The sequence below is a fragment of the Hydrogenophaga sp. FG152 genome (assembly GCF_057809615.1).
In genome coordinates, this window is the sequence record NZ_JBMDKH010000015.1 from 21,642 (window position 1) to 41,265 (window position 19,624).

Below are 19,624 nucleotides of genomic sequence, written 5' to 3' on the forward strand. Positions count from 1 at the left end.
GGAGACACCATGTTGATTCGCCGAGCCTTGTGCGCCATTCCACTGCTTGCCCTCATCGGGGCCGCACACGCGCAAGACAAGTACCCGTCCCGCCCGATCATGCTGGTCTCGCCCTATGCCGCCGGCGGGGCCACAGAGACCTTCGCACGCCTGCTGAGCGAGGATTTCTCGGCCATCATCGGGCAGCCCCTGGTCATCGAACAGAGAGCGGGCGCCGCCGGAACGATCGGTGCGCGCTACGTCGCGACCAGCAAACCGGATGGGTACACGCTTCTCGCGAACACGTCACAGCACGTGATGTACGAGGGCATGTACCGGAAGCTGCCCTTCGATGCCATGAAGGACTTCAAGCCCGTCGGCATTCTGGGCTCGTCGCCGATCCTGGTCGTCGTGGCCGAAGCGTCCCCGTACAAGAGCTTCAAGGACGTGCTCGAAGCGGCCAAGACGAAGGACATCACCTACGCATCTGGCGCGCTGGGCTCCTTGCCGCACCTCACAGGTGAGCGCGTCGCGAGCCTGGCCAAGATCAAGATGACCCATGTCCCGTTCTCGGGCAACGCGCCGGCGGTGACCAGCACGCTCGGTGGACACGTCGACATGATGTACTCCACCGCTCCCAGCGTCATCACGCAGATCAAGGGCGGCAAGATGCGGGCCTTGGCGGTCTCGACCAAGGAACGCATGCCCGAACTGCCGAATGTGCCAACCATCGCCGAGTCCGGCATGGCCGGCTTCGACGTCACGGCCTGGTATGCGGTGTGGGCGCCGAAAGACACGCCCAACGACGTGGTGCGGACCCTCAATGAAACGCTGCGCGCTGCCTCTGCGAAGCCGGCGACTCGCAAGCGCATGGCCGACGCGAGCGTGACGCCCAGCAACCTGACCGCCGAGCAGTTCGCGACCTTCGCGGAGCGCGAGCGCCAGGTTTGGCTGCCCGTGATGAAGGCTGCCGGCCTGGAGCCTGAGAACTGACATGGCCGACGGTGGCGTTGAGGTCCGCGTCGACGGACACGTGGCCTGGGTGACGATCAACCGGCCCGGGCGGATGAATGCGTTGGCCGAGGCCACGTTCGCCGAGCTCGCGCAGGCTTCGCTCACGCTGGACGACGATCCGCAGGTTCGAGTCGTCGTCTACACCGGCGCAGGTGAGCGCGCGTTCTCTGCGGGCGTGGACTTGAAGGAGCTGAACGCCGCCGGCCGCATGGCACACCCCATGGGCGGGCGGGAGCGAAACCTCAATGAGCTTGTGCTGGAGATGTCCAAGCCCACCATCGCCGCCATCAACGGTGTCGCTGCCGGCGGCGGGTGCGAACTCGCGCTCGCCTGCGACATCCGGATCGCCGCGCAAGGCGCAAGAATGGGCCTGCCGGAAGCCAAGGTGGGGATGGGGGCCAACTTCGGCAGTGTGGTCCTGCCCTTGCTGGTCCCGCGAGGCATCGCCCTGGAACTGTTGTACACCGGGCAACTGGTCGACATGGAGGTGGCGCAGCGGATCGGCCTGGTGAACCACGTGGTGCCTCAGGCCGAGCTCATTGAGCGGACCCGTGCGCTGGCCACCCACATCGCGGACAACGCACCGTTGACGGTGCAGCGCATGAAGGCCGTCACCTTCAAGAGCATCGGACTGCCGGCCTCGGCCGCCTTGCGCTTGAACGTGGGCCCGAATCCGTACATCTCTGAAGATCGGCTCGAAGGCAACCGCGCCTTTGTGGAAAAGCGCAAGCCCAGATTCCTTGGCCGCTAAGGCCGCGCCTGTTTCGTAGGGAGTCTGAACGGGTCGCGACCCCTTGAGCGTCATCAAGGGGTGGCGGAGGACCTAGAAAGCAGCGAACCCTTCTCACGGAAGTTGGTGAGCGTTAACCATTGAATTTCTGCAGGCGTTTAAAAAATGCGCTCGCCGCCTCAGCGCCCCCCAGTGGCCCTACGGGTTGCTCTAAGGGACGTTGTGGCTTGCAGTGGCCGTGCGACGAGGGGCCCGACCTTGATCGCACGAAGCTGATGTGGCGGCAGGTCCAGGCGTCTTCGGCAACGTGCCATTCGAGACGCTGTGGCTCATTGGACTTGCGCCAGTCTGCGAAACTTTTCCAGCCATGGCGATCCGCCTCCTTGGTTCTGTGAGGTTGGCCCTCAGTCAGGGCCAATGATCTGGGGCGCGCAGCCGCCCGCGCCGGTTCCCTGCGTCACGCAAGGGAACCGGAGGGGGAAGCCGCAACTACGCGCCTCACCTTGGAAACTGGCGGTACGGGCGACCTCAGCGACCTCGGAAACTCCTTTGAGCGTAGTTGACAAAGCTAACGAGAGATGGGTTCAAGCTGCCGAACTGCGTCTTGCCCAGAATGATTTTCCGGCAGATCGGCGTTCGCGAGGCCGGCGCATCAGCAAGTACACCGCGGGGATCACAAACATGGACAGCAAGGGGGCGGTGATCATGCCGCCGACCATGGGCGCGGCAATGCGTTGCATGACCTCGGAGCCGGTTCCCGTCCCCCACATGATGGGAAACAAACCGCCCAGAATGACGGCCACGGTCATCGCCTTGGGACGCACTCGCAGCACCGCGCCTTCCCGAATCGCATCGAGCAGGTCGGCCGCCGTGGTCTTGCCCTGGTCGAGTCGGTCGCTCCAGGCGGATTTCAGGTACAGCAGCATGATCACGCCGAACTCGGCGGACACCCCGGCCAAGGCGATGAACCCGACGGCGCCGGCCACCGACAGGTTGTAGCCCAACAGGTACAGCAGCCAGATGCCACCCACCAGCGCAAACGGCAGCGTGGCCATGATCAGCAAAGCCTCGTCAAAGCGTTTGAACGTCAGGTAGAGCAGCACGAAGATGGTCAGCAGCGTGAACGGCACCACCACCTTGAGCTTGGCCGTGGCGCGCTCCAGAAACTCGAACTGGCCGGACCAGGAGACCGAATAACCTGGCGGCAGCTGGACCTTGTCCGCGACGGCTTTCTGCATGTCCTGCACGGCCGAGCGCAGATCACGTCCGCGAATGTCTACATAGACCAAGCCCGACAGGCGGGCGTTTTCGCTGCGCAGCATGGGTGGACCGTCGGTGATGCGGATGTCGGCCACGTCCGACAGCAGCAGGCGCGAGCCGCGTTCTGTCACAAAGGGCAGGCTGCGCAGCTTCTCCAGCGAATCCCGGATCTCGCGCGGGTAGCGCATGTTGATCGGGAAGCGCTGCAGGCCTTCCACCGTCTCACCAATGTTCTCGCCACCCACGGCCGCGCTGATGACCGACTGCACGTCGGCCACGTTGAGGCCAAAGCGCGATGCCGCATCCCGCTTGATATTGACGTCCACATAGCGCCCCCCGGTCAGGCGCTCGGCCAGCACGCTCGTGACGCCAGGAACACCCTTGAGGGCCCGCTCGATCTCGCCAGTCAGTCGGTCTATCGTGACCAGGTCGGCACCCGCCACCTTGACCCCCACCGGGCTCTTGATGCCGGTGGCCAGCATGTCGATGCGGTTGCGGATGGGCGGCACCCAAATGTTGGACAGGCCGGGCACCTTGACGATGCGGTCCAGTTCTTCCACCAGCTTGTCCTGCGTCATGCCGGCGCGCCACTGTTCGCGTGGCTTGAACTGAATGGTGGTTTCAAACATCTCCATCGGTGCCGGGTCGGTTGCCGTCTCGGCGCGGCCGGCTTTGCCATACACGCTGGCGACCTCGGGCACGGTCTTGATCAACCGATCGGTCTGCTGCAGCAACTCGCTGGCCTTGCCAGCCGACAGACCTGGCAGCGCGGACGGCATGTAGAGCAGATCACCTTCGTCCAGCCGCGGCATGAACTCGCCGCCGATGTGCCGCAGCGGCCAGAGGCTGATGAGCAGGACCATGCCGGCGGCCAGCAGCGTGATCTTGGGCGCGCGCAGTACAACCTCCAACGTCGGCCGGTAGACGGCGATCAGCATGCGGTTCAACGGATTGGACTTCTCATCGGGAATCCGGCCCCGGATCAGGTAACCCATCAGCACAGGAATCAAGGTCACCGACAACCCGGCCGCCGCCGCCATGGCGTAGGTCTTGGTGAACGCCAGCGGCGAGAACAGCCTTCCTTCCTGGGCTTCCAGCGTGAACACCGGGATGAACGACAAGGTGATGATCAGCAGCGAGAAGAACAGCGCCGGCCCGACTTCGGCCGCCGCGTCGCCGATGACCCGCCAGCGCGCTTCCCCTTTCAGTGTTTCGCCCGGATGATCTTGCCCCCAATGCTCCAGGTGTTTGTGGGCGTTCTCGATCATCACCACGGCGGCGTCTACCATGGCGCCGATGGCAATCGCAATGCCGCCCAGCGACATGATATTGGCGTTGACGCCCTGGTAGTGCATCACGATGAAGGCGGCCAGGATGCCCAGTGGCAACGAAACGATGGCCACAAACGCCGAGCGCAGGTGGAACAGGAAGATGAAGCACACCACGGCGACGACCAGGAACTCCTCCAGCAGCTTGTGTATGAGGTTGTCCACGGCACGTTCGATCAGTCCCGAGCGGTCGTAGACCGGGACGATTTCAACGCCCCTGGGCAAGCTGGCCTGCAGGGTCTGGATCTTCGCCTTGACGGCGCCAATGGTCTCCAGCGCGTTCTTGCCGGAACGCATGATGATCACGCCACCGGTGGCCTCACCTTCACCGTCCAGCTCGCCGATGCCGCGGCGCATCTCCGGGCCGATCTGGATACGTGCCACGTCTCCCAGGCGCACGGAGATGCCGGCAGGCGTGGTCGTCAACGGCACCGAACGGAAATCCTCCAGGCTCTGCAGGTAGCCCGAAGCCCGCACCATGTATTCGGCCTCCCCGAGTTCCAGCACCGAGCCACCGGCTTCCTGGTTGGCCTTCTGGATGGCGTCGGCCACCTTGGTATGCGCAATCGCATAGGCCGCCAGCTTGTCCGGGTCCAACACGATCTGATACTGCTGCACCATGCCACCGACCGATGCGACCTCGGCCACGTTGGGCACGGTCTTGAGCTCGTACTTCAGGAACCAGTCCTGCAGGGCACGCAGCTGCCCGACGTCCTGAGTGCCGCTGCGGTCGATCAGGGCGTACTGGTAAATCCAGCCCACTCCGGTGGCGTCCGGCCCCAGCGAGGCCTTGGCCGCCGCCGGCAGACGCGACTGGACCTGGTTGAGGTACTCCAGCACGCGGGAGCGCGCCCAGTAGAGGTCGGTCCCGTCCTCGAACAGCACATAGACGTAGGAGTCGCCAAAGAAGGAATAGCCGCGCACCGTCTTCGCCCCCGGCACCGAGAGCATGGTCGTGGTCAGCGGATAGGTGACCTGGTTCTCGACAAGGCGCGGTGCCTGGCCGGGATAGGTGGTGCGGATGATGACCTGCACATCCGACAGATCAGGCAAGGCGTCCAGCGGCGTTCTCATCACCGAGTACACGCCCCAGGCCGCGATCATCAGCGTGGCCAGCAGCACCAGAAAACGGTTGCCGATGGACCAGCGTATCAGGCGGGCGATCACCGCGGAACTCCCGATGCCGGGGTAACGGGTGCCAAGGGCTGAATGGAGGTCAGGGTCGGCTCGCCGTCCTTGGGCATCACGAACTCGAACTGGACCCTGTCGCCCTTGACCACGTTGCTCGGCATGCCGCTGGCAGGTGCTTTGAATTCCATGGTCATGGCGCCCATACCGGCCGTAGGGAGCGGGCCATGGGCCAGCAGCGCGCTGTGCTGGTCGATGGCGATCACCTGTGCTTCGCCGGGGTGCCGGGCCAGCGGCGGCGGAGCGGCCTCGCTGTTGAGCCGGGCCTCCACGCCCTTGAGGCTGGCCTCCGAGTCAATCAGGAACTGCGAGGACACCACCACACGCTGGCCAGCCTGCAGGCCGCGTCTGATTTCCGTCTGCCCGCCGCTTTCAATGCCGGCCTCGACATCGACGGGCCGGAAGCGGCCGTTGTCCTCGGCCAGCATCACGACGGTGCGTTTACCGGTCTGGATGACCGCTTCGGTGGGGACTAGCAAGGCCTTCTCCGCCCGCATGTCCATGAACTGCATGGTCACAAACATGCCCGGCACCAGGCGCGAGCCCGGGTTGGCCAGCTCCAGCCGGGCCTTGAGCGTGCGCGTCGCCGCATTGACGTCCGGCAAGATGGCTTGCACCTTGCCATCGAAGACCGTGCCGGGCATGGCCGGACTGCGGGCTTGCAGCTTGGCACCCGGGCGCAGCAGCGCCGCCTGGCTCTCGGGCACCTCGGCGTTGGCCCAGACTGTGGACAGCCCATTGATGCGGAACAGGGTCATCCCCGCCGACACCGCCATGCCCTCACGTGCCACCAGTTCCACCACCACGCCACCCAATGGCGCCGTGACCGTGGTGTGGGCCTGCGTCTTGCCGCTGGCCTCCACCCGCTGGATCTGCTGCTCGCTCATGCCCGCCTGGCGCATGCGCTGGCGCGCGCCATCGACCAACGATCCCAAGTCGTTGCCCTGCATGCGCTTGAGCGCCAAAAACTCTTCTTGAGCGGCCACCCAATCCGGAACATACAGGTCCAGCACAGGCTGCCCATTGGTCACAGGGTCCAGCGTGGCGCGCACATGCAGACGCTCGACGTAGCCGGTCGCCCGGGCTTGCACGGTGGCCTGGTTGCGCTCGTTGAAAGCAATGTTGCCGACCGCGGAGACCTGAGGCGACAGCGTGCCCTCGGTGACGGCTGCGGTGCGCACCCCCAGGCTCTGCTGAATCCGCGGGCTGACGGTGACCTTGCTTTGGTCGGCATCGCTATCCGCATAGACCGGCACCAGCATCATGTCCATGAAAGGCGACTTGGCCGGCTTGTCGAACTTGTTGCCCGGCACCATCGGGTCGTGGTAGTAGAGGATCTTGCGGCCAGTGACCAAGTCGGTATCGCCCGCCTTGAGGCCTGCGCTGATGTGGCGGCGTGTGGCTTCTTCGCCTTCGGCGATGCTTTGGGGTCCGGCTGTGGGCGCTGTCGCTAGGGTCGACGCTGATCCACTCGGTGAGGTGGTGGCAGTCATGCTGCTGCCGTTTTTCATGCCCAGGGCGTACAGGCCATAGCCTGCGGCGCCCAGCACGCCGGCAGCGATCAGCCCGGCAGCGAGGTGTTTCTTGTTCATGGCAGTTTCCTGGCTTGAGCCGGCATGCTGTGTTCGGCGGGGACGAGGAAGTTGAGCTGGGCCCAGGCGCGCGCGGCTTCCATTTCCAGCGTCAGGGCCTGCGCACGGATGTCGATCTCATCGCGGCGCGCGGCCAGCACGCTGGCCAGGTCGCTCTTGCCGGTGCGGTAGCTGGTCAGTGCCGCCTCGGTGCGCTGACGCGCTGTCGGGATCAGCTCATTGCGGTACCGGGCGACCCGGTCCTTCCCGGTTTGCCAGTCGTTGAGCCAGCCGCGCACCTCGGCTTCATGGTTGCGCAGCGTGTCTTCGTAACGGGCCTTGGCTTCGTCGACCATGGCCAGCTTGGCGGCCAGTTCGCGGTCTTGGCGGTTCCTCTGATCCCATTGAAGGGGGATCGATACGCCGATCGAGACCATGTTGGCGTACGCCGGGCCACGCTGGGCGTAGCTGGCCTCGACGCTCCAGTCGGCTTGTTTGTTGGCTTGGGCCAGCCGGGCATCGGTTTGCGCGGCATCGACCTCTGCGCTCACGACCAGCAGCTCCGGGTGTTGCTTGAGGTGCTCGCTTGAAACTCCGCTCGGGAAAGGATGGCTCTGCCAAGGCGGCGAACCGGAAAGCGGTCGCTCCGCATCGGGAGCGCCCACCCAGCGGGCCAGCATCAGGCTGGCGTTGCGCGACTGGCGGTCGATCTGGCTGAGCCGGTCCTCCAGCTGAATCACGGCGCTGCGGGCAGCGAACACATCGGCCTGACTGCCCCGCGCGGTGCGAAAGGCGCTATCGGCAGACTGCATCTGCAGCCGGGATTCGTCGACCTGTTGCTGAACCAGCTCGCGCATGGCCTGGGTGTAATACCGGTCCAGCCAGGCCAGTGATGTGTCGCGTTGCAGTTTGGCCAGTGTCAACTGGCGCTGTGCCTGCACTCGTTGCGCGTCGCGTTCAAAGCGCTCCGAGCGCAACTGACGCTTTTCGGACCGGGTGATTTCCTGCATGACGCCGATGCGGCGCATGGTCATGAAGTCGCGCGTCAGGCTGCCGCGGTCCGAGCCATTGGCAGGCAGGTTGTCGATGCCGAATTTGAGCACCGGATCGGGGAGCTGGCCGGCCGCCACCGCCTGTTCGCGGGCAGAGGCGGTCAGCGCACCTTGGGCAGCCAATTGTTGGGACCGATCGACGGCAATGCGCTGCGCATCAATCAAGGACAAAGGGCCAGCGGCCCACGCCGCAGACGCCATGGCCACCATCAAGGCTGGCGCGGCAGTCCGATAAATCGGAAGGGGAATCAACATAAAACCTCCAGAGCACGAAGAACGACCTGTCGATGCACGGGCAATGCATCAGACAGGACCTAAGTGGTCTGAGAGGTCAGAGGCGGAAGCAGCAGTTCCGGATAGCTACAGGGGGCGCGGTGGTGCGCTGCAGATGAGGCGCCTGTAGCGGCGCTTCAGAAAACACGGGGATGGCCACATGCAAGCTGAAATTGGCTGGCAACGTGCCGATGGCCACCGGCGACGGCAACTCATACTTGTCGGCGGACTGCTGCCCAGCTTGGCAATGTGCATGGCACAGACTGGGCTGCCCGTCGTCCATTGTGAGCGGCATGGACTCCGCGCAGGGCATACCCGCTTCGGCCATCGCGGCCGCTTCAGCGATTTTTGCTTTGGAACCGGGACAGACGTAGCTCGCCACAGCCAACTGCATGAACAGCAGGCTGATCAGTGCAAAGAGCACGGTGATCAGGCGGTGGCGACGGTTTCGGGTCACGATTTAAGTTTACTGGAGGTGCAGAGCGGGTGAAAGTTCCATGCGAGCACAACGCGTGGTCTTGTTCGTGGCGACTTTTGGCACTCCTTCTCGGTTGCCCGTCAGTGCGGACGCGGAAACCGCAAGCAAAACTGCGTTTTCCCGGCTGTCGATGTGACCGATACGCTTCCACCGTGAGCCAGCATGATGGCTTTCGTGATGGCCAGACCAAGTCCTGCACCATCCGATGAAGGGTGCGCGCGCGACTTGTCAACCCGGTAGAACCGATCAAACAGCCGGGGCAGATCGGACGCATCAATGACGTCACCGGTGTTCGTCACGCACAGGCTGCAATCCTGCTCCGAAGAGCGGATGGTGAGTTCGATATCGGTGCGGGGGTGCGCATGGCGCAGCGCGTTGGACAGCAGGTTGCCGATGGCCCGCCGGATCATCAGGCGGTCGCCAGATACCGCGCCCGACCCCAGGACCCGCAGACGAATCTCTTTGTCCTCGGCAACCGCATCGTAGAAATCCAGCAGGCTGGCCACCTCGTCTTCCAGCGCGACCTTCTCTCGATTCGGGAGCTGAATGCCGTGATCGGTCTTCGCGAGAAACAGCATGTCTGACACCATGCGAGCCAGGCGCTGGAGCTCCTCGGCATTGGAGGCGAGGATGTCTCGGTAGGTGTCGGGATCGCGACGTTGCGAGAGGGACACCTGGGTCTGGGTCAATAAGTTGCTGATGGGTGTACGCAGTTCATGTGCGAGGTCGCTTGAGAACTCCATCAGCTTCGCAAAATCCAACTCCAGCCGCTCAAGCATCGTGTTGAGGCTGTTGGCCAGTTCCGCCATCTCTACCGGTACCGCCTCGATCGGCATCCGCTCGTCGAGCTTGTGGGCGGTCACCTTCAGTGCTCGATCCTTCATGATCCGCAGCGGCGCCAGACCGCCGCGAGCAGCCCACCAACCCAGCAAGCCACTGAGCAGGGTGGCGATCACCACGTATATCGCCAGCTGCTGGCGCAATACCTGCATGAAATGGTTGTGGTGTAGTGTGTCCAGGGCGAGCGTCAAGCGGATGCGCTTCCCTGAACTTCCAGCTCCGCCAGTCACCTGGGCTGCCGACAGCTCTGTGCTCATTCCGCGCAACTGTCGTTCGCCGTCGGCCCAATCCATGGGCTGACCTATGGCGCTTTGGGCGGCCAGTTCGGGTGGAAAAGAGATGCTGCTTGGTCCAAACAGTTGTTCATCGCCAAGCGTGATTGCGATAAACAAGCCATGGTGGCTGTCCAGCAGCTCATTGAGCTTGTCGGTCAGCTCGGCGGCATCTGGCGTCTCATCGACGATCTTCTGGATCAAATGCACCTTGTCCTGCAGGTAGTGACGGTCTAGATCGACGAAGTGCAGATGGGTGGACCACGCAACCAGCAGCCCCAGACCGAGTAGAACCGAGGCGGAAACCAGGGTGTGCAGAACGGTGAGACGGGCGGTGAGGGTCAAGCGCCGGATCATCAGGATGACTCCGGTACTTCCAGCACGTAACCCATGCCCCGCACCGTCTGCAGCAGACGGTATTCAAATCCGTCGTCCACCTTGGCACGCAGTCGGCGCATGGCCACCTCGATCACGTTGGTGTCGCTGTCGAAATTGACGTCCCACACCTGAGAGGCGATCAACGAGCGAGGCAGCACCTCACCCTTGCGGCGCATCAGCAACTCCAGCAAACCGAACTCCTTGGCGGTCAGGTCGATGCGCTTGCCCGCGCGGGTCACCCGGCGGCGCAGCAAGTCCAGCTCCAGATCGGCGACTTGCAAGGTGGTCGGCTCCATGCCAGAGCGCCCCCTACGCAGGATGGTGCGCACCCTCGCCAGAAGCTCGGAGAATGAGAACGGCTTGACCAGATAGTCATCCGCGCCCAGTTCCAGTCCCCTGACGCGGTCATCCACATGGTCTTTGGCCGTCAGGAACAACACCGGTATCTGGCGGCCTTGGTCGCGCAGACCCTTGAGGATCTCCCATCCGCTCATACCGGGCAGCATGACGTCCAGGATGACGAGGTCGTGGTCGCCCTCCAGGGCCTGGTGCAGTCCATCCACCCCATTGACGAGCCATTCAACGGCGTAACCGGCCTCGCGCAGCCCCAGACGGAGGTAGTCACCGGTCTTGGGTTCGTCTTCAACGATCAGAATTTTCACATGCACTCCTGGCCGGCATTTTCGCTGCGAGCGGCTGCCATGAACCGAGCCTGACAACTTTGTAATGTGCTCGAAAGGTTCGCGACGGGGGGGGCTTTGCAAACTGCATGCAGCTTGAAACGGCTGAACAGGAGCAAATAAGTGATTCATCGACGCAATTCCTTCCCAGCACTGCGGGCCATCGCTCTGAGTGTGTTGGTCATTCCTTTGGGGGTGTCTGCCCAGCTCGCTCCGGCACCCACCGAAAAGAACTGGCGTGAGGCCAACGACGCCGTTGGGCAATTCAAACGTGGCCATGCGGACATTCTCAAATGGGAAAAAGAAAACGCGCCCGCAGCGCAAAACCAGGTGGAGCCTGCCGCCAGTCTGAGCTTGATGTCGTCAGAAGAGGCTGTGCGCCAAGCCTGGCGGGCGCACCGTGAACTGATCAAGCCGATGAACCGGATCGGTGAAGCGAACGTGGACCTGCTTGCCAAGGGCCGATGGGTCGAACTGGATCCAACGCTTCAGCGCAGGGTAGACGATCTGGACGAACTGATGGAAGTCGCCGCGCAGGGTCGCAAGGCGTGGCTTCAAGCCGTCGCCGCCCGCCAGGTCCTCAAGCAACACCGTAGCGCTAAGGATGCCGCCGAGGCCGGTAACGAATTGGGTCGCCGGATGGTGAGCGTGGGCAACTGGAGCAAGCTCCAGCAGGCTCAGGTTCAGCTGGCGCAGTCTTCCGCTCAGATGAATGTGCGACGAGCACAGTACGCGGCCACACAGGCGGAGGCCGCCCTCATCAGGACACTGGGGCTCACGGGAATGCACACCGCTGTCGCCCTCCCAGACCAATTGCCAGACCTACCGGCCCAAGCCCTGTCGCTACAGTTTTTAGATGGGCGGGCCACGGCCATTGCGGCACAACTGCCGCGTGCAGAGGGCATGAAAAACGGGGCCAACGTCCGACAGGCGCGCCAGGCCTATCTGTCCAGCCACGTCTTGGCCGTGAGCGCACGTGAGGAAGTGCTGAAGGTGCGCGAGTTCATCACCGAGGAAACCATTCTTCATTACAACGGAATGCTCAAGAGCGTCTGGGACTTGTTGGGTGAGGTTTCCAGTCAGTCGCAAGCGGTGGCCAGTGCTATCGAAGCGCAACGCGACTTCTGGATCGCCGAGACCGACCTGCAGTGGGTCCTTCAAGGTGGAGCTCCTGACAGCTTTGTCTCTCTGGGCGGTGGCAGCGGTGAGCCCGCGTCCGCTGCCGGTCACTGAACGCAATGAAAGCACGGAAAGAAAATTAGCATGAGCCTCCTCAATTCACGTCGTCAATTCTTCGCAGGTGCTGCAGCTTCGGTGGCTGGGCTGGCGGTTGCGCGATCTGCCATGGCCGCCTTGCCCGAACCGGTCTACGCGACCTCTGTGGACACCGCGCCTCCGTTGATGCCGACCACAGGCCGACCCTACAACCCGGTGGTGACGCTCAATGGATGGACCTTGCCCTGGAAGATGAACAACGGTGTCAAGGAATTCCACCTGGTGGCCGAACCTGTGGTGCGCGAAGTCTCGCCTGGATTCAAGGTCAACATGTGGGGCTACAACGGCCAGAGCCCGGGCCCGACGATTGAAGTGGTCGAAGGCGACCGGGTGCGCATCTTCGTCACCAACAAGCTTCCCGAGCACACCACCATTCATTGGCATGGCCAGCGTCTGCCCAACGGCATGGACGGCGTGGGTGGTCTTAACCAGCCCGCCATCCCCGTGGGAAAAACCTTCGTTTATGAGTTCGAAGCGCGCCGTCCGGGCACCTTCATGTACCACCCCCACGCGGACGAAATGGTCCAGATGGCCATGGGCATGATGGGCATGTGGGTCACCCACCCCAAGGCCAAGCACCCGCACATCAGCGAGGTGGATCGAGACTTCTGCTTCCTTCTCAACGCCTTTGACGTCGAGCCCGGCAGCAAGACGCCCAAAACCGCCACGATGACCGACTTCAACATCTGGTGCATGAACAGTCGGGTGTTCCCGGCCATTGACACGCTCAACGTGCGTCTGAACGACCGTGTCCGGATTCGGGTGGGCAACCTGACCATGACCAACCACCCCATTCACCTACATGGGCACGAGTTTCTGGTGACGGGCACTGACGGTGGGCCGACGCCACCGAGCACACGCTGGTACGAGGTGACGACCGACGTGGCCGTGGGGCAGATGCGCCAGATTGAACTGATCGCCGATGAGGAGGGCGACTGGGCTATGCATTGCCACAAGAGCCACCACACCATGAACGCCATGGGCCACGACGTGCCAACCATGATCGGCGTGGACCACCGAGGGATGATCAACAAGATCCAGAAACTGGTGCCTGACTACATGCTGATGGGCGAGCGCGGCATGGCCGACATGGGCGAAATGCAAATGCCCATACCCGACAACACCGCCCCCATGATGACCGGCACAGGCCAGTTTGGGCCGCTGGAGATGGGTGGCATGTTCACGGTGTTCAAGGTGCGCAAGGATCAGAAGCCCGGCGACTATAAGGATCCGGGGCACTACAAGTTCCCCGAGGGCACCGTCGCGCGCGAATGGACAGGTGGCCCGTTGCCCGCTGTCAGGCCGAAGGCCAGTGCAGACACAGCGCCTGCCAGGGCGACGGCGGTCAAACCCAGTGGCGCGGCCATGAAGCACTGAGCAGAATTGTTATCTCCCCACCCCCTCAACTCCACCAGCCGATAGGAACCTTCATCATGCGTATCACCCAAACCCTGTTCGTGGCCGCTATTCTTGCTGCCTCCACCGCTTCATTCGCTCATGGCGATGAAAAGCACACCAAAGGGACTGCTCCCATGAAAATGGAGCAAAAGGAATGGGGTATTGGCGGCCTCTCGAATGCTGTCAAGCGCACCGTGGAGATCCGCATGACGGACAACATGCGCTTTACGCCCGACCTCGTTGAAGTCAAGCAAGGCGAAACGATCAAGTTTGTTCACGTCAACAACGGCAAGGTAATGCACGAATTCGTCTTGGGAACCAAGAAGGAGCTCGATGAGCATTCCGCGTTGATGAAGAAGTTTCCTGGTATGGAGCACGATGAACCCTACATGGCCCACGTGGCGGCAGGCAAGAAGGGGGAGATCATCTGGAACTTCAACAAGGTCGGTGAGTTTGACTTCGCCTGTTTGCTTCCTGGCCACTACGAGGCAGGCATGGTTGGCAAGATCAAGGTCGTTGCCAATTAGACCTTCACGACATCTCGATCAAGGAACGACATCATGAACACATACGCCCAAAATGTGGCGCAACTTCTTGCCGCTGCTGCGCTTTCACTGTCTTTGCCGTCGATGGCACAGATGACAATGGACCACAGCAAGATGGGCATGGATCAAGCCAGAACGGGTACGGCGGCTACACCAAGTCTGACTGACGGCGAAGTACGCAAGATCGACAAAGAAAACGGCAAGATCACGATCAAGCATGGCGAAATCAAGCACATGGACATGCCCCCCATGACCATGGTCTTCAACGCCAAGGACAAGGCCATGCTGGACAAGATTCAGGTGGGCCAGAAGATCCAGTTCATCGTTATTCAGGACGCCGGAAAGATGGTCGTCACGGACATTCAGCCCGGCAAATGAGCTGACGAGCGCACTCAAAGGCATCTCACGTGAAGGGCTCGGTTTCTAAGACCGGGTCCTGTGCTTTTTTGATCTCCAGTGTTCCTCGTATGCATTGGTAGCATCGGATGTCATCCTGGTCGACTTCTTCTGAGGGAAGTTGTTTTCGATCGTGAGGTGAGGCCCTCATCCATCACGAGTATTTCTATAGGCCCGATCACCAGGAGATACAAATGACAGCTACAACTCAGCCGCAAAAGGCCACGCTCTACCGCATGGTCATGGACAAGCACGTGTGCCCCTATGGATTGAAGGCAAAGGATCTTCTGCGCCGCAAAGGATTCAAGGTGGAAGACAACTGGCTGACCACCGAGGAGCAAACCGACAACTTCAAATCGGAGCATGGCGTGAAAACCACGCCACAAATCTTCATTGATGGAGTTCGGGTCGGCGGATACGACGACCTCCGCCGCCGCTTTGGTCTGACTGTCGCAGACCCGAAGGCCACGACCTATCGGCCTGTGCTCGCGCTCTTCTGCATGACGGCGCTGATGGCCCTCGCGGTGAGCTACGCCGTTTTCGACAATCCTTTCACAAGCCGAGCAGCGGAGTGGTTTGTTGCCTTCAGCATGGCTGCGCTGGCGCTGCTCAAGCTTCAGAACGTCGAGAGCTTCGCGACGATGTTCCTGAACTACGACTTGTTGGCCCGGCGGTGGGTACCCTACTCGTACATCTATCCGTTCGCCGAAGGTCTAGCAGGGGTCTTGATGATCGCGGGTGCCCTGAATTGGTTTTCGATCCCGGTGGCTCTATTCATCGGAACCGTGGGGGCCGTTTCCGTCGTCAAGGCTGTGTACATCGATCGCCGCGATTTGAAGTGCGCATGCGTTGGCGGCGCCAGCAATGTGCCGCTGGGCTTCGTATCACTCACCGAAAATCTTCTGATGATCGGCATGGGTGTCTGGATGGCCTTGTCAACGTCAAGCCACGCAGCAGCCCCGTGAGCTCTTACGCCTCCTGACTTTGTGCTGACCAAGATGTAATGGATTCGAAAGCTGCAGGTCATGGGTCCCTCGATACATTGAGCTCGTACGCTGTACCACATTGATTCAGTCGAACGATGTGATTTTTGTTCTCAAAGGAGATCTCCATGAATCGCAAGCTCAGCATCCTCATCCTCTCCATCGCCGCCATGGCGCCCGTTTTCGCAATGGACGCCGCCCAGTCCGAGGCCAAGCAAGTCATTTCGCTGCAGGGCGGCGAGAAGCTCTACGTTTTCAAGGACGGCCTGATGGCGAAGGAAGGCAAGTTCGGTGGCGTGGTTCACCTCAGCAAGGGTGAAGTTGTCCAGACGGCCGATGGGAAAAGCATCACCACGATGGGCAATGAAGTTGCGCGCCTGCATGTATTGCTGAACAAGGGCCACAGCAATTGAGGCAGGGCCAACTTAGCTAGAGCACCCAAGGCTTCGCTGCATTCGAACCAGGACTCCAAGACCTTCTCGTCATTGCTCGTGAGAGGGTCTTTTCTGTGGAGTATCTGCTCTTTGGGTGCTTTTCCTGGATCGCCGCGTTGCGTAACCAAAGTGCATCGCCGATCACCAGTGCCGCGGTGGTGTTGGGGGGGGGGCGGACGAAAACTTGGACTACCAGGAGGTAGTTCATGTGTTCCTACTGACGTGCCTCCGAAAAATCTGCACAGGTCAAAACTAGAGGTACTGTCGCTTTCCAAGGCCTCGAGAGGGGCAAGGAGAAGCGATGAAGAAGTCCCGATTCAGCGAAGAGCAGATCGCATATGCGCTGCGAATGTCCGACGGCGGTACGCCAGTGGTAGACGTGTGCCGCCAGATCGGCATCTCAGAGGCCACGTTCTGCACCTGGAAAAAGAAGTACGGGGAGCTGGGCGTGAGCGAGCTGCGCAAGCTCAGACAGCGTAGCCTGTGGATGCAGGAACGTTGCAAGGTCAGCGTGCACCGCTCGTGCCGACTGGCGCTGCTGCAGCGTTCGAGCTGGTACGCCAAGAGCGCGGCGCGCGATCAGAGCCTCCTGCGTCAGCGCATTCGAGACCTCGCGATGAGTAGGCCCCGGTTTGGCTATCGGCGTGTCCTGGTGATGCTCAAACGCGAGGGCTGGGAGGTGGGAGAAAAGCGCGTGTACCGGTTGTATCGCCTGGAAGGCCTGCAGTTGCGTATGAAGGTCAAGCGCCGCAAGCGCATCGCGTTGCCGCGCGGCAAACCGCAGCCTGCAACCGGGCCAAACCAGCACTGGAGCATGGACTTTGTGCACGACCAGACACAAGATGGACGACTACAACCACCACCGTCCACACGGCTCACTCGGCAACCTGACCTCGAGCGAGTTCGTCAACAGCAGGTCAGTTCAACCCCAGGAAGCGGTCAGACTCTAGTTGTTAACTGCCCGGTCTAAGGGGGCACGTCAGTACCCCGGAACATGGGCCGTCGAGAGAAACTGAGAGAGCAAACGGCCAGAACCGGAGGAGGAGCCGCCTGAGAATCTGCCCAGAGAGAAAGCGACTGTTGCGAAACCCGCATAAAACGGGGCTTTGCACCAGAAAAAAAGCCTCAGTGAAACTGAGGCTCCAGACTTGCTGGCGGAGAGGGTGGGATTCGAACCCACGGTACGTTGAAAACGTACACGGGATTTCGAGTCCCGCGCATTCGACCACTCTGCCACCTCTCCGTGTTCGAAGCCTTGGATTCTAGCAGGCTGCGGAGCGGGGTTTGCCTCAGGTGGTCCGGGCAGGCCGGGTGAGACAATGCGCCATCGCTTGTCCGCTGGTCCTTCATGCTCGTCGATACCCAACCCGCCACCTACCAGCATGTGCCCGCTTCGCCCGAAGTGCGCGACCACTGGGTCAATTCCCAACTCATCGGGGTCCTGATGGACAACATGGGGCCCTCGCTGCTGGCGGGGGTGCTCTCCCTGCCGGTGCTGGTCTACCTCATGGCCGGGCAGGCGAACACCATCGCGCTGGTGGTGTGGGCAAGCTTGACGCTCGCCATGCTTGTGATGCGCTACCGCCTGATCGGCATCTACCGGCTGCGCCACGACAGCCTGGAAGGCCCGCAGCGCATGAATTTCGTGGAGCGCTACCAGTGGTCCTGGACGGCCATGGCGCTGCTCTGGGGTGGCCCGGTATTGCTGAGCTACCAGCAGTCCTCCCAGGCAACCCAGTTCGTGTGTGGGCTGGTCGTGCTGGGTCACGGCCTGCTCACCCTGACGGCCTTCAGCGCCTACCTGCCGGTGTTCCGCCAGTACGCCAACGCCCTGATCTTCTCGGTGTTCGTCGGGTTGGCCTGGAACACCTTGTGGATGCTGCACAAGCCCGAAGTGGTGCAGATCGGCCTGGTGCTGATGGCGCTGCTGTTCGTCTTCTGGGGCTTGCTGATCATGGCGGGCCGGCGCCTGCACGAGGTGCACCGCTCCAGTTTCGAGCTGCAGTTCTCCAACCAGGAACTGATCGATTCGCTGACGCTGCAGACCCGCGCCTCGCTGCGGGCGGTGGCGACCAAGAACCGTTTCCTTGCCTCGGCCGCGCACGATCTGCGCCAGCCGGTGCACGCGCTCAGCCTGTACGCCGACTGGCTGGCCACCGAACCGGAGATGGCGCGCGACATTGCGCCGCGCATCCTGCAGTCCACGCGGGCGATCAATGAGCTGTTCGACTCCCTGTTCGACCTGACCCGCATTGACGCCGGCAACTACAAGGTGCGCCTGCAGCACGTGGACGTGAAAAAACTGTTTGCCGACCTGTCTCTGCAGTTCGAGCCGGTGGCGGTGGGCAAGTCGCTGCGCCTGCGCACGCACACCCGGCCCTGCACGATCTGGTCCGACCCGGTGGTGCTGCGCCGCATCCTGGGCAACCTGGTGTCCAACGCCTTGCGCCACACGCAGCACGGTGGCGTGCTGCTCGGGCTGCGCCACCGCGAGGACATGCTGGTGTTCGAGGTGTGGGACACGGGGGTGGGTATTGCCCGCGAGCACCAGCAGGCGATCTTCCAGGAGTTTTTCCGGGTGTCGCAGCACCAGGGCACCGAGGACAGCCTGGGCCTGGGTCTGACAATCGTCTCGAAGCTGACGTCCCTGATGGGCTACCAGCTGGCCCTGAACTCGGTGGCCAACCGGGGCAGCGTGTTCCGCGTGATGCTGCCCGACTTCACCCAGCGCGAGCCGCTGGAGGCGCATCCGACGGCCTCGGGCGCCAACTCCGGTTTTTGAGGGGGTGCCTGGCCGCCCGGTTGGGGGCGGGCCAGCAGGGTGATCAGAGGTCGAGCAGGCCGGCGGTGCGGGCCAGGTGGCTCGCCTGCGAACGGCTCTTCACGTTGAGTCGGCGGAACAGCCGCCACAGGTGCACCTTGACAGTGTGTTCGCTGATCTGCAGCTGTTCGGCGATGTCGCGGTTGCTCAGGCCCCGGTCGAGCATGACCAGCAGCTGCTTCTGGCGCTTGGAGAGCTTGTCGGGGATGGTGGGCGCGTTTTCGTCTTCCACCTCGTCGGCCAGGAACTCGCGCAGCACCTTGGCGATCTGCGCGGCACCAGCGGACTTTTCCACATAGGCATCGGCACCGGCTTCCCGGGCCAGGTCTTCGTAGTCGGAGGAGGGCGAGGCCGAGAGCACGATCAGCGAGGTGTCTGGCAGCATCTGTCGCACCTCGCGCACGCCCGAGACGCCGTTGGTGTCGGGCAGCTTCAGGTCCAGGCAGACCAGCTCGGGCTCGCCATGCTCGGCGATGGCCTTGCTCACGGCCGCCAGACGTTCAAGTTCAACGACCTGCGTGGAAGCACGCAGGCGTCGCAACAGCATGACGACGGCTTCGCGCATCAGCGGGTGGTCGTCGATAACAAAAATACTCATGTCTGGCGGGCCGGTAATAACGGAGGTCGAGTTGACAGCATATCGAGAATGCACGTGTTTGGCGATAGCCAATAACGGGCCAATGCAGTCGTTCTTTTTACTTTTGGAACCCTACACCCGGGGGTATTTGA

17 protein-coding genes, 1 tRNA gene and 1 pseudogene are annotated in these 19,624 nt (G+C 62.2%); 11 read left to right on the top strand and 8 right to left on the bottom strand.

What is annotated here, in order from left to right:
* Positions 1–9 precede the first annotated feature (9 nt).
* On the top strand, positions 10–972 hold the full coding sequence (locus ACODTB_RS17745; RefSeq protein ID WP_291121031.1) for a Bug family tripartite tricarboxylate transporter substrate binding protein: 963 nt from the start codon (positions 10–12) through the stop codon (positions 970–972).
* Between the two features lies 1 nt (position 973).
* Entirely contained in the window at positions 974–1,744 is a 771-nt protein-coding gene (locus ACODTB_RS17750; protein WP_291121029.1) for an enoyl-CoA hydratase/isomerase family protein, read from the top strand.
* A 563-nt stretch (positions 1,745–2,307) separates the two neighbouring features.
* Here ACODTB_RS17750 and ACODTB_RS17755 read toward each other — a convergent pair.
* The 6 genes from ACODTB_RS17755 to ACODTB_RS17780 all read right to left on the bottom strand — a co-directional run bounded on the left by ACODTB_RS17755 (position 2,308) and on the right by ACODTB_RS17780 (position 11,025).
* Positions 2,308–5,478, bottom strand: coding sequence for an efflux RND transporter permease subunit (locus ACODTB_RS17755; RefSeq protein ID WP_488929591.1), 3,171 nt, complete (start codon positions 5,476–5,478; stop codon positions 2,308–2,310).
* Positions 5,475–7,091, bottom strand: coding sequence for an efflux RND transporter periplasmic adaptor subunit (locus ACODTB_RS17760; protein ID WP_488929592.1), 1,617 nt, complete (start codon positions 7,089–7,091; stop codon positions 5,475–5,477). Before ACODTB_RS17760 ends, ACODTB_RS17755 begins: the two co-directional genes overlap by 4 nt.
* Positions 7,088–8,287 carry a TolC family protein gene (locus ACODTB_RS17765; protein ID WP_488929593.1) on the bottom strand — a complete coding sequence of 400 codons (1,200 nt, stop codon included), beginning with the start codon at positions 8,285–8,287 and terminating at the stop codon, positions 7,088–7,090. The genes ACODTB_RS17760 and ACODTB_RS17765 overlap by 4 nt, the downstream gene beginning before the upstream one ends.
* A gap of 166 nt (positions 8,288–8,453) precedes the next feature.
* Positions 8,454–8,852: a hypothetical protein gene (locus ACODTB_RS17770; RefSeq protein WP_488929594.1), complete on the bottom strand. Its 399-nt coding sequence runs from the start codon at positions 8,850–8,852 to the stop codon at positions 8,454–8,456.
* 101 nt (positions 8,853–8,953) lie between these two features.
* Positions 8,954–10,330: a heavy metal sensor histidine kinase gene (locus ACODTB_RS17775; RefSeq protein WP_488929595.1), complete on the bottom strand. Its 1,377-nt coding sequence runs from the start codon at positions 10,328–10,330 to the stop codon at positions 8,954–8,956.
* 11 nt (positions 10,331–10,341) lie between these two features.
* Complete coding sequence (locus ACODTB_RS17780) at positions 10,342–11,025, bottom strand: heavy metal response regulator transcription factor (protein ID WP_382160755.1); 684 nt, start codon at positions 11,023–11,025, stop codon at positions 10,342–10,344.
* Positions 11,026–11,166: 141 nt separating this feature from the next.
* Here ACODTB_RS17780 and ACODTB_RS17785 point away from each other — a divergent pair, with 141 nt between their 5' ends.
* The 8 genes and pseudogenes from ACODTB_RS17785 (at position 11,167) to ACODTB_RS17820 (ending at position 17,044) form a co-directional block, all read left to right on the top strand.
* Positions 11,167–12,276 (top strand): TolC family protein, encoded by a 1,110-nt coding sequence (locus tag ACODTB_RS17785; protein ID WP_488929596.1) that lies wholly within the window; start codon positions 11,167–11,169, stop codon positions 12,274–12,276.
* A 30-nt stretch (positions 12,277–12,306) separates the two neighbouring features.
* Complete coding sequence (locus ACODTB_RS17790; protein ID WP_488929597.1) at positions 12,307–13,695, top strand: multicopper oxidase family protein; 1,389 nt, start codon at positions 12,307–12,309, stop codon at positions 13,693–13,695.
* A 56-nt stretch (positions 13,696–13,751) separates the two neighbouring features.
* Positions 13,752–14,243 (top strand): cupredoxin domain-containing protein, encoded by a 492-nt coding sequence (locus tag ACODTB_RS17795; protein WP_488929598.1) that lies wholly within the window; start codon positions 13,752–13,754, stop codon positions 14,241–14,243.
* 33 nt (positions 14,244–14,276) lie between these two features.
* Complete coding sequence (locus ACODTB_RS17800) at positions 14,277–14,639, top strand: copper-binding protein (RefSeq protein WP_488929599.1); 363 nt, start codon at positions 14,277–14,279, stop codon at positions 14,637–14,639.
* 212 nt (positions 14,640–14,851) lie between these two features.
* Complete coding sequence (locus tag ACODTB_RS17805) at positions 14,852–15,622, top strand: MauE/DoxX family redox-associated membrane protein (RefSeq protein WP_488929600.1); 771 nt, start codon at positions 14,852–14,854, stop codon at positions 15,620–15,622.
* A 146-nt stretch (positions 15,623–15,768) separates the two neighbouring features.
* On the top strand, positions 15,769–16,053 hold the full coding sequence (locus tag ACODTB_RS17810) for a CopK family periplasmic copper-binding protein (protein ID WP_382160740.1): 285 nt from the start codon (positions 15,769–15,771) through the stop codon (positions 16,051–16,053).
* Positions 16,054–16,375: 322 nt separating this feature from the next.
* Positions 16,376–16,549 (top strand): annotated as a pseudogene (locus ACODTB_RS17815) (transposase); the annotation flags it as partial.
* A 12-nt stretch (positions 16,550–16,561) separates the two neighbouring features.
* Positions 16,562–17,044 carry an IS3 family transposase gene (locus tag ACODTB_RS17820; RefSeq protein ID WP_488929618.1) on the top strand — a complete coding sequence of 161 codons (483 nt, stop codon included), beginning with the start codon at positions 16,562–16,564 and terminating at the stop codon, positions 17,042–17,044.
* 182 nt (positions 17,045–17,226) lie between these two features.
* Here the strand turns inward: ACODTB_RS17820 and ACODTB_RS17825 are convergent.
* A tRNA-Ser gene (locus ACODTB_RS17825) sits at positions 17,227–17,317 on the bottom strand.
* 105 nt (positions 17,318–17,422) lie between these two features.
* Here ACODTB_RS17825 and ACODTB_RS17830 point away from each other — a divergent pair.
* Entirely contained in the window at positions 17,423–18,856 is a 1,434-nt protein-coding gene (locus tag ACODTB_RS17830) for a sensor histidine kinase (protein WP_488929601.1), read from the top strand.
* A gap of 43 nt (positions 18,857–18,899) precedes the next feature.
* Here ACODTB_RS17830 and ACODTB_RS17835 read toward each other — a convergent pair whose 3' ends face one another.
* Positions 18,900–19,493 carry a LuxR C-terminal-related transcriptional regulator gene (locus ACODTB_RS17835; protein ID WP_204732508.1) on the bottom strand — a complete coding sequence of 198 codons (594 nt, stop codon included), beginning with the start codon at positions 19,491–19,493 and terminating at the stop codon, positions 18,900–18,902.
* Positions 19,494–19,624 lie beyond the last annotated feature (131 nt).

Excerpts from the sequence above, each read along its gene's own strand:
- ACODTB_RS17745 (WP_291121031.1), top strand. The coding sequence starts at position 10 with ATGTTGATTCGCCGAGCCTTGTGCGCCATTCCACTGCTTGCCCTCATC.
- ACODTB_RS17750 (WP_291121029.1), top strand. The coding sequence starts at position 974 with ATGGCCGACGGTGGCGTTGAGGTCCGCGTCGACGGACACGTGGCCTGG.
- ACODTB_RS17760 (WP_488929592.1), bottom strand. The coding sequence starts at position 7,091 with ATGAACAAGAAACACCTCGCTGCCGGGCTGATCGCTGCCGGCGTGCTG.
- ACODTB_RS17790 (WP_488929597.1), top strand. The coding sequence starts at position 12,307 with ATGAGCCTCCTCAATTCACGTCGTCAATTCTTCGCAGGTGCTGCAGCT.
- ACODTB_RS17795 (WP_488929598.1), top strand. The coding sequence starts at position 13,752 with ATGCGTATCACCCAAACCCTGTTCGTGGCCGCTATTCTTGCTGCCTCC.
- ACODTB_RS17800 (WP_488929599.1), top strand. The coding sequence starts at position 14,277 with ATGAACACATACGCCCAAAATGTGGCGCAACTTCTTGCCGCTGCTGCG.
- ACODTB_RS17805 (WP_488929600.1), top strand. The coding sequence starts at position 14,852 with ATGACAGCTACAACTCAGCCGCAAAAGGCCACGCTCTACCGCATGGTC.
- ACODTB_RS17810 (WP_382160740.1), top strand. The coding sequence starts at position 15,769 with ATGAATCGCAAGCTCAGCATCCTCATCCTCTCCATCGCCGCCATGGCG.
- ACODTB_RS17820 (WP_488929618.1), top strand. The coding sequence starts at position 16,562 with ATGCAGGAACGTTGCAAGGTCAGCGTGCACCGCTCGTGCCGACTGGCG.
- ACODTB_RS17830 (WP_488929601.1), top strand. The coding sequence starts at position 17,423 with ATGCTCGTCGATACCCAACCCGCCACCTACCAGCATGTGCCCGCTTCG.
- ACODTB_RS17835 (WP_204732508.1), bottom strand. The coding sequence starts at position 19,493 with ATGAGTATTTTTGTTATCGACGACCACCCGCTGATGCGCGAAGCCGTC.